Origin of the sequence: Streptomyces sp. 184, assembly GCF_045781775.1 — a bacterium.
Lineage (GTDB): Bacteria > Actinomycetota > Actinomycetes > Streptomycetales > Streptomycetaceae > Streptomyces.
The window spans coordinates 6,630,508-6,642,437 of sequence record NZ_CP123230.1; the positions used below are offsets into that span (position 1 = coordinate 6,630,508).

Genomic DNA, 11,930 nt, shown 5'->3' on the forward strand with positions numbered 1-11,930 from the left:
GGCGGGGCGGTGCGGTCGGGCGATGCGGTCGGGCGGGGGGCGGTCGGGCGCGAGATCGGGCGGTGGGGGGTCTGGCCCGTAGAAAGCGCTTGCGGCATGCTGGTGCCATGGCCGATCCCGCACTCCCGCCCCTGCCCGGCGGCGTCAGCGTCTCCCGGCTCCGCGTCTACGACTGGCAGGCCCCCGACGGCCTGCGCGGCGGCACCCCGCACCTGCACCTCGCCTGCACCGAGGCGTACGTCGTCCTCGGCGGCCACGGCGCCGTGCAGACCCTGACCGCCTCCGGATACGCCGAGACCGAACTGGCCGAGGACGCCGTCGTCTGGTTCACCCCCGGCACCATCCACCGGCTCGTCAACGCCGACGGCCGGCTCGACATCCTCGTCCTGATGCAGAACGCGGGCCTGCCCGAGGCCGGCGACGCCGTGTTCCCGTTCCCGCCCGACATCCTGTTCGACGACGCCGCCTACGCCCGTGCCGCGGCGCTCGACCCGGCGGAGCCGGAGAAGTCCGCCCAAGTGCGCCGCGACCTGGCGCTGGCCGGCTTCGCCGAGCTGGCCCGGTCCGCCCGGGCGGGCAACAAGGAACCGCTGCGGGCGTTCCACGCGCGGGCGGTGGAGCTGGTACGGCCGCACCTGGACGACTGGCGGCGGCGCTGGGAACGCGGCCCGGCGGCGGCAGCGGCGGCCACGGACGCCCACCTGGAGGCGCTGCGCTCGGACGGCGCCCACCTGGGGGCGGCGTCGGTGCAGCGGACGGGGACGGCGGCACGGCTCGGGATGTGCGGCCGACTCCAGGCGTGCGACCTGGACGGGGCGGTGGCGGTCGGGGGGTAGCACCCCGCGGCGGGGGCGCCGAGCAGGCGCTGGGCCTACGCCGAGCCCGGGGCGTACGCCGAGCAGGCGCCGGGCCTACGCCGAGCAGATCCGGGACGCACCCCGAGGGGCCCGGGGACGCACCCCGAGCAGGCCAGGGACGTACCCGGAGGAGACCCCGGGACGCACCCGGAGGAGGCCCGGGACGTACGCGGCGCAGGCCCGGGGCCTACGCCGAGGAGCCCCGGGACGCACCTGGAAGCGCGCCCGCACGCCGGGAACCACCGCAAAGCACCCGGGAACCATCCAAGACCCCACATCCCCCGCACACCCGCCCAAGGGTATGCGCCCCCTCAGACAACGCCGTCCGCAGCGCCGCATCCGGCGGCCCACCCGGCGGTTCACTCGGCGGTTCACCCACGCCCACCAGGCCCCCACCGGGCCCCCGCCCGGGCACCCGCCTGCGCCCGCCGGTCCGCCGTCCGTACGGGACCGCCCCCCGCGGCAGCAGCCGGACCCCGGGTGGCGCCCGCCCACCCGGCGGGAAGAATGTCAGGTATGCACCGGTTCCTGGCCCCGCTCCTCGCCCTCGTCGCCGCGCTCCTCACGGCGTCCCCCGCGCACGCCCAGGACCCCGTCGGCGACGCCGCCGAGGCGCTGCGCGAGCGACCCGTCTACGTCCACCCCGACGTCCGGCGCCAGTTGCCGGTCGACCGGGCCAACGCGCTCGCCGCCCGGATCAAGGACGCCGGCCGCCCCGTCTTCGTCGCCGTGCTCCCCGCGGACTCCGGCGTCGCCGCCCGCGACGTGCTGCCGAACCTCCGCTCCCGTACCGGCATCGCCGGCGTCTACGCCGTCCGCCTCGGCGACGGCTTCGGCGCCGCCGCCGACGCCCGGGTCCTGTCCGACCGGGCGGTCGACAACCTCCGCCGCGCCGCGGTCGGCGCCCACCCCGACGACGCCACCGACCAACTCGTCACCTTCGCCGACGACGCCGCCGGGCAGGCCCGCGGCGGCGAGCCCGCGGGCTGGCGCGACAGCGCCGGCATCGGCGTGACCGGGGCCGTCACGCTGGGCGTCGTCGTCCTGCTGATCGCGGGCGGCGTCCTGTTCGTCCGGCGGCGCGGCAAGCGCCGCCGCGCGGAGCAGGCGCGGGCGGAACTGGCGCGGCTGCGCACGGTGGTCGACGAGGACATCACCGCGTACGGCGAGGAGATGACCCGTATCGCCTTCGACCCCACCGACCCGGCCGCGGACGACGCGATGCACGCGGACTACCAGAAGGCGCTCGACGCCTACGAGAAGGCCAAGTCCCGGATGGATGCCGCCCGCGTCCCCGGCGACGTGCGCGGGGTGACGGAGGCGCTGGAGGAGGGGCGGTTCGCGCTGACGACGCTGGAGGCGCGCCGCACCGGCGCGGCGCTGCCCGAACGCCGCCCGCCGTGCTTCTTCGACCCCCGCCACGGCCCGTCGACCACCGACGTCGAGTGGGCCCCGCCGGCCGCCCCGCCGCGCACGGTGCCGGCGTGCACGGCGGACGCGAACCTGCTGGCGGCGGGCGAGGAGCCGATGACCCGCACGGTCGACACGGCCCGCGGCCCGCAGCCGTACTGGAACGCCGGGCCGGTTTACGCGCCCTGGGCGGGCGGCTACTTCGGCGGCGGCCTCCTCCCGGGGCTGCTGGTGGGCACGATGCTGGGGCAGTTGATGTACGCCCCGGGCGGCTGGGCGACGGACGGCATGGGCTACGAGGGCGGGGACCACACCGGCGCGGACTTCGACTCCGGCGACTTCGACGGCGGCTTCGGCGGGGGCGACTTCGGCGGGGGCGGCGGTGGCGGAGGGTTCGGGGACGGCGGCGGGTTCGGCGGCTTCTGAACACGGCGGGAGGGCCCGTACTGCGGCTTCCGAGCACGGCGGGAGGACCCGTCCGCGGCTTCTGAGCACGACGGCGCGGCACGTACCCGACGGGGGAAGTCCGGAGTGGCCGAGTCGCGCCCTTCACGACCGGTTCGGCGTTCCTCACACTACGTCACAGCACCGACAAGCGACCGGGGGTGGGCGATGGCCGCACGACGACGACCGGCCGCCAAGCGCCGCCGCGCCGCCCGGCTCAAGACCGCCTCGGCCGGCGGCGCGCTCCTGCTGGCCCTGCTGGTCCTGTACTGGTCCACGGTCTGGCCGTACGTCCTCGGCGCCCTCGCCGTCCTCGCGGCCGGCGCGCTCGCCGTCGCGCTCTGGCGCACCGACCGCCGCATCCGCCGCCGGGACCGCGCGTGGCGCGCGGACGACCTGATCAGCGCCGGCCGCCGCACGCTCACCGAGATCGACACCATGTCCGGCGAGGAGTTCGAGGAGCACGTCGCGCTGCTGCTCCGCCGGGACGGCTGCACCGACGTCCGCCGCGTCGGCAGGTCCGGCGACCACGGCGTCGACGTCACCGCCCGCCTCCCGGACGGCCGGCTCCTCATCACGCAGTGCAAGCGGTACGCGCCCGGCCGCCGGATCGCCGAACGCGACCTGCGCGACCTGCTCGGCGCCAGGACCCACACCCGCGCCGACGTCGCCGTCTTCGTCACCACCGCCGGCTTCAGCGGGCCCTCGCTGACGTACGCGAAGCAGAACGGCCTGATCGCCGTCCACCGCGACTACCTGGGCACCTGGAACGGCGGCGCCACCCTCGAAGCCCTCGGCCGCGTGAACGGCGCCGGCCAGGGCGACCGGCGGCACCGGCGCCGCTGGAAGCAGACCTACGGCTCCTGACCGGGCAGACCTACTGCTCCGACCCGGCAGACCTACGCCCCCTGACCGGCCCACCGCCGCTACCTCCTCGCCGCTACTTCCCCGCCGTCTCCCGCCGCTTCCGCACGCCCGCCGGGGCCGGGCCGCGCACCGCTCCCGGCGCCTGCCACTCCGCGCCGCGCCGCGCCCGCCGCTTGGCGCGCTCGCTGGAGCCGAGCTGGTACGGCACCGACGTCACCATCACGCCCGGCGTGAAGAGCAGCCGCGCCTTGAGCCGCAGCGCGCTCTGGTTGTGCAGCAGGTGCTCGTACCAGTGCCCGACTACGTACTCCGGGATGTAGACGCTGACCACCGTGTCCGGCCTCTCCTGGCGCAGCCGCTTGACGTACTCGATCAGCGGCCGGGTGATCTCGCGGTACGGCGACTCGATGACGGTCAGCGGCACGTCCAGCTCGCTGTCCACCCACTGCTGCTGGAGCTTCCTGGTCTCCTCGGAGTCGACGCCGATGGTCAGCGCCTCCAGCTTGTCGGAGCGCACCAGCTTCGCGTACGCCAGCGCGCGCATCGTCGGCCGGTGCAACTGGGAGACGAGCACGATGGAGTGCACGTGCCCGGGGCGCGGCATCGCGTCGTCCTCCTCGTCCTCCAGCACCGCGACCTCCTGCGCGACCCGGTCGTAGTGGCGGCGGATGGCGGCCATCACCCCGTAGAAGAAGACCATGCCCACCAGTGCGACCCACGCGCCGTGGCTGAACTTGGTGACCAGCACGACCACCAGCACCAGCGCGCAGAACACCGCGCCGAAGCCGTTCATCGCCCGGGAGCGCAGGATGCGGCGGCGCGCGTCGGGGTTGTGCTCGGTGGTCAGGGCGCGGTTCCAGTGCCGGACCATGCCGGACTGGCTGAAGGTGAACGAGACGAAGACGCCGACGATGTAGAGCTGGATCAGCCGGGTGGAGTCGGCCTCGAAGACGTAGACGAGGCCACCGGCGAGCAGCGCGACGAAGAGGATGCCGTTGCTGAACGCCAGCCGGTCGCCGCGGGTGTGCAGTTGGCGCGGCAGGAAGCGGTCGTGGGCGAGGATCGAGCCGAGCACGGGGAAGCCGTTGTACGCGGTGTTGGCGGCCAGGAACAGCACCAGCGCCGTGGCCGCCGCCAGGATGACGAACGGCACCGAGCCGTCGCCGAAGACCGCCGCGCCGACCTGGGCGATCACCGGGTTCTGGACGAAGTCCGAGCCGACCGCCTCGCCGTGCCGCAGCAGTTCCTCGGCCGGCCGTTCGGCCATCCGCACGTCGGTCTGGAGGGCGAGGACGATGATGCCGACGAACATGACGATCGCCAGCAGGCCCATCATCGCCAGCGTCGTCGCCGCGTTGCGGCTCTTGGGCTTCCGGAAGGCGGGCACGCCGTTGCTGATCGCCTCGACGCCGGTGAGCGCGGCGCAGCCGGAGGAGAAGGCCCGTAGCAGCAGGAAGATCAGCGCGAAGCCGGCGAGGCCGCCGGCGTGCTCGCTCTGGATCTCCAGGTCGGCGGTGGGGGCGCGCATCGTGTCGCCGAGCACGAGGCCGCGGAAGGCGCCCCAGATGATCATGATCAGCACGCTGCCGACGAAGACGTACGTCGGGATGGCGAAGAGGGTCCCCGACTCCTTCACCCCGCGCAGGTTCATGGTGGTCAGCAGCCCGATGACGACCAGCGCGCACAGCACCTTGTGCTCGGCGACGAACCCCCAGGCCGAGCCCAGGTTCTCCACGCCCGCGGAGACGGACACCGCCACGGTGAGCACGTAGTCGACGAGCAGCGCGCTGGCCACCACCTGGCCGGCGCGGCGGCCGAGGTTGGTGGTGGCGACCTCGTAGTCGCCGCCGCCGCTGGGGTAGGCGTGCACCGTCTTGCGGTACGAGGCCACGACGACCACCATCAGCACGACGATGGCCGCGGTGATCCACGGGCTGTACGTGTACGCGCCGACGCCCGCGATCGACAGGACGATCAGCACCTCGCCCGGCGCGTACGCCACCGAGGACAGCGGGTCGGAGGCGAAGACCGGGAGCGCGACGCGCTTGGGGAGCAGCGTCTCGCCGAGCCGGTCGCTGCGAAGCGCGCGGCCGATCAGTATGCGCTTCGGCAGTTCGGTCAGCTTGGGCACGGGGCGATCGTAAGTGATCCGAATTACCGCTATGGGCAGCGAAGTGCGCTTTGTCCAGGACGACGCCGCGGTTTTGACGCGACCCTAACGCCGGGCGTGCCGGCCGCGCTGCGTACCGCCGTCGCCGCGGTCGGCGCCGTCGGCGGCGGGGGCCGACGGGTCGGCCGGGGGGCCGGCCGGCCGGTCCGCCTGCGGGTCCGCCGGCTCGTCCGCCGAGGGGGCCGCGGGAGTGGCGGCCGAAGGCGCCGCCGGGGGCGCGTTCTTGGCGCGGCCGCGGGCCCGCAGGTACTCGATGGCGATCGGCAGCACCGACAGCAGCACGATGCCGATGAGGATCGCCTCGATGTTCTGGTGCACGAAGTCGATGCGGCCCAGGGCGGCGCCCAGGAGAGTGACGCCGACGCCCCAGAGGATGCCCCCGATGACGTTGAAGACGACGAACGTCCGGTAGTTCATCCGGCTGACGCCGGCGATGATCGGCGTGAAGGTGCGCACGATGGGCACGAAGCGGGCCAGCACCAGCGACTTCGGGCCGTGCTTCTCGAAGAACTCGTGGGCCTTCTGCACGTTCTCCTGCTTGAACAGCCTGGAGTCCGGGCGTTTGAAGAGGGCGGGGCCGACCTTGCGGCCGAAGAGGTAGCCGACCTGGTCGCCGGCAATGGCCGCGACGGCGATCAGCACGCACATCAGCCACAGCGGGAAGTCCAGCACGTCGGAGGTGATGAGCAGGCCGGTGGTGAACAGCAGCGAGTCGCCCGGCAGGAAGAACCCGATGAGGAGCCCGGACTCGGCGAAGACGATCACGAGCACGCCGAGCACGCCGAACTTGTCGATCAGGAAGTCGGGATCCAGCCATCCGGGTCCGAGCGCAAGCGTGTTCATGGGTCGGGACTCCAGACATCTGGGACAGGCGGCAGGGAGAAGAGTGGGCCACCTTCGGGTGTGAACGCAACCCGGGGGTGTGCGGTTCCGGACGCCCGGCGGGCGGGGGCGGGCCGGGTTGGCCGGGCGGCTGGGCGGCGAGGGCCGGGCTAGATCTGCTGTTCCGGCCAGCCGAGCAGGCGGGCGCCCATGGCGGCGGTCTCCAGGGTGTAGCGGTGCAGGGAGTCCGACACGTCGTAGCCGGTCAGGGTACGTATCCGGTCCAGCCGGTACGACAGCGTGCGTACGCTCACGCCCAGCCGCCGGGCCGCCTCGGCGTTGACGTAGCCGGCGGCGGCGCACGTCTGAAGCGTGGCGAGCAGCGGCTCGGCGCCGCCGCGGGCCTGCGTCAGCGGGCCGAGGACGGTGCGTACCAGATCGGCCATCGCCGCCCGGTCGCGCAGCAGCACCGGGAAGACCAGCAGCTCCGCGGCCTGGAGCACCGGCTGCGTGAGGCCGAGGGCGGCGGCCATGTCGAGCGCGCCGAGCGCCTCCTCGTAGCTGCGTACGACCCCGCCGGGGCCCGCGTGCTCGCGGCCCATGGCGACGCGGGTGGCGCTGGTGTAGCCGCTGCCCGGCTCCAGGGCCACCTTGGCGAAGGCGTCCAGCAGCGAGCGCTCGCTGCTGCCGGCGACGCAGACGAGCTGGCCCTCCTTGGTGGTCAGCAGCACGTCGCGCTCGACGAAGCGGCCCAGCAGCTCCCGCTCGATGCGCCGCACCAGCGGGTGGACGTCGGCGAAGGGCTCCTCGCCGGCCGCGACCGCCACCGCGTGCGCGCGGGCCAGGCGCAGTCCGAAGCGCTCCGCGCGCTCGGCGAGGCGGCCGAGGTCGCTGCGGCCGTAGAGCAGGTCGTCGACGAACTCGCGGCGCTCGGCCTCCTCCTGCCGGACCGCGAGCCGCTGGGCGCGCTCGTGGCCCTCGCCGAGCGCGGTGACGGCCGCCTCGACCGCGGCCAGCACGGCGTCGCCGCTGCGGGCGCGCTCCGCGGCGCCGGCGGCCCGGACGACGCCGGGCAGGGCGGCCCAGGTGCGGCGGGTCTCGGCGAGGTGGCCGGCGACCAGCTCGCGCAGGCTGCGGCCGGACTCGGCGGCCTGCTCGCCCAGCTCGCGCAGCGCGTCCAGTTCGGGGCGGCGCAGCAGTCTGCCGGTGGCGGACACGTCGGCCAGCAGCTCCGCGTAGCCGACGAGGACGTCGGGGACCGGCCCCGCCACGCGCGTTCGCGCCACCACCGCTCCCGTTGCCGGATCCTGGAGAGGGGACACCGCGGTCGCTGCCGGGTCCCGGAAATGTGGCGCCCAGATTACGGCACGGGGGTCGGGCGGGAAAACGGGGCCCGTACGGGGTGGGGGGCGCCGAGAAGGCGGGGAGGGGACGGCGGGGCGGCGGGGCGGCGGGAACCTGCTCCCCGCCGTCCCGCCCCCCTTCGGCCCCGGGCTGTCCGGGGCGGCGGCCGGTCAGCGGGTCAGCTCTACCGCCTGCCGGACGGTCTCGGCCAGGTCGCCCACCGCCGGGTCCTCGGTCTCGGCGGCCAGGTCCTCCGCGTGACCGGCGAGTGCCCCGACCGTCGGCGCCCCGGGCAGCGGCGTGTACCCGGCGCCGCCGGTGGCGCCGCCGCCCTCCCTGGTGTCCGCGCCGGCGTCCGCGCCGTCCGCGTACGGCTCGGGCGCGGTGCCGGCGCCGGAGCCGCCGCGCAGGGCGTCGGCGAAGTAGGCGGCGAGGGCGGTGAGCTGGAGCCGGGGCGGGGCGGCGCCCCACAGGTCGCCGGCCAGGGCGGTCGCCCCGACGGTGCTGGACTCCTCGTGCGGGGCGCGGGTGTCGGGGTCGAGCCAGCGCACGGTGGCCGTCGCGACGGTGCCCGAGGCGCCCTCGGCGAGCCGGACGGCGTAGAGCGCGGTGACGGTGTGGCCGGGGCCGACCTCGCCGCCGTCCACGGCGTCGTTACGGAAGTCCTCGTCGGCGACCTGGCGGTTGTCGTAGCCGATCAGCCGGTAGTCGGAGACGGCGTCCGGGTCGAAGACGACCTGCGCCTTGGCGTCGCGGGCGCGCAGGTCGACGTTGCGCGGCAGATCCTCGACGAAGAGCTTGCGGGCCTCGTCGGACTCGGAGACATAGGTGGTGTGGCCGTCGCCCTGGTTGGTCAGCCGCTCCATCAGCGCGTCGCCGTACTCGCTGCCGACGCCGACGCCGAACAGGGTGATGCCGTGGTCCTCCCGGGCCGCCGCGATGCGGTCGAGGATCGCGTCGGCGTCCGTGGCGCCCGTGTTGGCGAGGGCGTCGGAGAGGAGGACGACGCGGTTGGTGGCGCCCTCGCGATGGCCGTCGACCGCCTCGTCGTAGCCGCGGGTCATGCCGGCCTCGACGTTGGTGCTGTCGGAGGGCTGCAACTCCTCGACGGCGTCGTGGATACGGTCCTCCTCCCCGCCGACGGCCGTCATCGGCAGCACGGTGCGGGCCTCGTCGCTGAACGCGACGAGCGCCAGCGAGTCGTCGTCGCGCAGCTCGTCGACGGCGGTGTGCAGGGCCTCGCGTACGAGGCTGAGCCGGCCGGGCTCCGCCATCGAACCCGAGACGTCCACGACGAAGGTGAGCGCGGCGGGCCGGCGCGCCTGCGTGCCGTACTCGTTGCTCTCCGGACGGGTCGCCAGCCCCACCCGCATCAGCGACCAGCCGCCGTCCGCCGCGCGGGCGCCGTCGGTGGTGACGGAGAAGCCGTCGTCCTCGGGCGTGGGGTAGTCCTGGCGGAAGCTGTTGACGAACTCCTCGTGGCGCACGGTCTCCGGCTGCGGCAGCGAGCCGGCGCCGATGGTGCGGCGGGCGTAGCTGTACGAGGCGGTGTCCACGTCGAGCGCGAAGGTGGAGACCATGTCGGGCTCGGGTACGAAGGAGTCCGCCCGCTCCTTGCCCGCGGCCTCCGGGGCGGCGTCGTACGCGCCCTCCGGTGCCACGGAGGGCGCCGGTGCGGCCGGCGGGGGTGCGGCTCCGGCCCCGCCTCCGTCCTGAAGGGAAGCCTGTTCCGTACTCCTGTCGTCGTCTCCGCCACCGCTGCATCCCGTCAGCAGCAGCGGCACCGTCACCAGTCCTGTCAGTCCCCTGAGCACCGCGCGTCTCATCGCGCCCCTCCCTCGTGCCGTCCTCATCGGGACTGTGACGAAGGAGGGGGCGATTCGGTGCCGTTACTCCGTCGACTTCTGGGTCTCGGCCCGGGGCATCAGTGACACGGCATCAGCTCCTCGCGCACACGACGGTTGATGGTGGAGGCGGTGCGGAACACCGGAACCGTCCGGGTCCCGGTGCCGCAGACAAGTCGCACCGTTACTCGAAAAGTACCCCTCGACCGCACGATCTGCCTCCCCAATGCCGGTACCGGTCTCAGCGGGACGTCGGGAAGCCCAGGTCGACTCCGCCGTCGGCGGGGTCGGGCCAGCGGGTCGTGACGACCTTCGCCCGGGTGTAGAAGCGGACGCCGTCCTCGCCGTAGATGTGGTGGTCGCCGAAGAGGGAGTCCTTCCAGCCGCCGAAGGAGTGGTAGCCCACGGGCACGGGGATCGGCACGTTCACGCCGACCATGCCGGCCGTGGCCTCCAACTGGAAGCGGCGGGCGGCGCCGCCGTCGCGGGTGAAGATGGCGGTGCCGTTGCCCCACGGCGAGCCGTTGACCAGCCGCACGCCCTCCTCGTACGTCTCCGCCCGCACCACGCACAGCACCGGCCCGAAGATCTCGTCACGGTACGCGTCGGACTCCACCGGCACCCGGTCCAGCAGGCTGACGCCGATCCAGTGGCCGTCCTCGCGGCCGGGGACGGTGTAGCCCGTGCCGTCCACGACCACCTCGGCGCCCTGCTCGGCGGCGCCGCGCACGTAGCCGGCGACCTTGTCGCGGTGCTCGCGGGTGATGAGCGGGCCCATCTCGGAGTCGGGGTCGTCGCCGGGGCCGATACGGACCTTCCGCGCCCGCTCGGCGATCTTCGCCACCAGCTCGTCGCCGGTCTCGCCGACCGCGACCACCGCGGAGACCGCCATGCAGCGCTCCCCCGCCGAGCCGTACGCGGCCGACACCGCGGCGTCCGCCGCCGCGTCCAGATCGGCGTCGGGCAGCACCAGCATGTGGTTCTTCGCCCCGCCGAGCGCCTGGACGCGCTTGCCGTGCGAGGTGCCGGTGGTGAAGACGTACCGGGCGATGGGGGTGGAGCCGACGAAGCTGAGCGCGGCGACGTCGGGGTGCTCCAGCAGCCGGTCGACGGCCTCCTTGTCGCCGTTGACGACGTTGAACACCCCCTCCGGCAGCCCCGCCTCGGCCAGCAGCTCCGCCAGCAGGCCGGCCGCCGACGGGTCCTTCTCGCTCGGCTTCAGCACGAAGGTGTTGCCGCAGGCCAGGGCCAGCGGGAACATCCACATCGGCACCATGGCGGGGAAGTTGAACGGCGTGATGCCGGCCACCACGCCGATCGGCTGCCGGATCGAGGCGACGTCGATACGGGTGGAGACCTGCGTGGACAGCTCGCCCTTGAGCAACTGCGGGATGCCGCAGGCGACCTCGACGATCTCCAGCCCGCGCGCCACCTCGCCGAGGGCGTCGGAGTGCACCTTGCCGTGCTCGGCGGTGATCAGCCGGGCGACGTCCTCGCGGTGGGCGGCAAGCAGTTCGCGGAAGCGGAACAGCACGTCCGTGCGGCGCGCGAGCGACGACACGCTCCACTCCGCGAACGCCTCGCGGGCGGCGGCGACGGCCGCGTCCACCTCCGCGGCGGAGGCGAGCGCGACCTCGGCGGCCCGCGCCCCGGTGGCGGGGTCGTAGACAGGTCCCGACCGACCCGAGGCGCCCTCGACTGCCTTGCCGCCGATCCAGTGGCCGATGGTCTTCATGGGCAATCCCTTCGTCCAGCTACGGGTTCGGTCTAACCGCCGCCGGTGAGCCGTGTCAATCATGCGTCGATCACGCCGCGTGCGTGTCCCGTCACCAATGTCACGGTTACGTCGGTTCCCCACCACATCTGCTCGACAACACCCCGGCGCGGTTCGGCCGGGGGGTTTCGGCGGGCACAGGGTCACTGATCAGCAGGGGCGCTGCCCCGGCGCCCCGCCGGGAGGTACAGAGATGACGGACAGCCTGTGGTCCTACAAGGAGATCGCGGCGCACATCGGCGTGCAGACCGAGACCGTGCGGTCGTACCGGAAGCACGGGATGCTGCCGAAGCCCGACCTCGTCGAGCACGGCAAGCCCTACTGGCACCCGGACACGGTGCACGCCTGGGTCGCCCGGCGGCCCAGCAGCCGCGGACGCCGCGACCGGCGGTGACCGC

Annotated in this window: 9 protein-coding genes; 4 read left to right on the plus strand and 5 right to left on the minus strand. The window is 74.2% G+C overall.

What is annotated here, in order from left to right; translation table 11 throughout:
* The first annotated feature begins 107 nt into the window (after positions 1-107).
* The 3 genes from QBL21_RS28155 (at position 108) to QBL21_RS28165 (ending at position 3,578) form a co-directional block, all read left to right on the plus strand.
* Positions 108-836: a cupin domain-containing protein gene (locus tag QBL21_RS28155; RefSeq protein ID WP_407565038.1), complete on the plus strand. Its 729-nt coding sequence runs from the start codon at positions 108-110 to the stop codon at positions 834-836.
* 537 nt (positions 837-1,373) lie between these two features.
* Positions 1,374-2,693: a hypothetical protein gene (locus QBL21_RS28160; protein WP_407565039.1), complete on the plus strand. Its 1,320-nt coding sequence runs from the start codon at positions 1,374-1,376 to the stop codon at positions 2,691-2,693.
* Positions 2,694-2,879: 186 nt separating this feature from the next.
* Complete coding sequence (locus tag QBL21_RS28165; RefSeq protein WP_407565040.1) at positions 2,880-3,578, plus strand: restriction endonuclease; 699 nt, start codon at positions 2,880-2,882, stop codon at positions 3,576-3,578.
* A 73-nt stretch (positions 3,579-3,651) separates the two neighbouring features.
* Here the strand turns inward: QBL21_RS28165 and QBL21_RS28170 are convergent, their stop codons facing one another.
* From QBL21_RS28170 to QBL21_RS28190, 5 genes are all read right to left on the minus strand, one after another.
* Complete coding sequence (locus QBL21_RS28170; protein ID WP_407565041.1) at positions 3,652-5,709, minus strand: APC family permease; 2,058 nt, start codon at positions 5,707-5,709, stop codon at positions 3,652-3,654.
* A gap of 84 nt (positions 5,710-5,793) precedes the next feature.
* Positions 5,794-6,591 (minus strand): DedA family protein, encoded by a 798-nt coding sequence (locus tag QBL21_RS28175; protein ID WP_407565042.1) that lies wholly within the window; start codon positions 6,589-6,591, stop codon positions 5,794-5,796.
* A 149-nt stretch (positions 6,592-6,740) separates the two neighbouring features.
* On the minus strand, positions 6,741-7,859 hold the full coding sequence (locus QBL21_RS28180) for a PucR family transcriptional regulator (protein ID WP_407565043.1): 1,119 nt from the start codon (positions 7,857-7,859) through the stop codon (positions 6,741-6,743).
* 225 nt (positions 7,860-8,084) lie between these two features.
* Positions 8,085-9,740 carry a von Willebrand factor type A domain-containing protein gene (locus tag QBL21_RS28185; protein WP_407565044.1) on the minus strand — a complete coding sequence of 552 codons (1,656 nt, stop codon included), beginning with the start codon at positions 9,738-9,740 and terminating at the stop codon, positions 8,085-8,087.
* Between the two features lie 259 nt (positions 9,741-9,999).
* On the minus strand, positions 10,000-11,493 hold the full coding sequence (locus tag QBL21_RS28190; RefSeq protein WP_407565045.1) for a CoA-acylating methylmalonate-semialdehyde dehydrogenase: 1,494 nt from the start codon (positions 11,491-11,493) through the stop codon (positions 10,000-10,002).
* Positions 11,494-11,725: 232 nt separating this feature from the next.
* On the opposite strand from QBL21_RS28190, the gene QBL21_RS28195 reads away from it, so the two are divergent.
* A complete protein-coding gene (locus tag QBL21_RS28195) occupies positions 11,726-11,926 on the plus strand; it encodes a helix-turn-helix transcriptional regulator (RefSeq protein WP_407565046.1) in 201 nt (66 codons plus the stop codon).
* Positions 11,927-11,930: the final 4 nt, after the last annotated feature.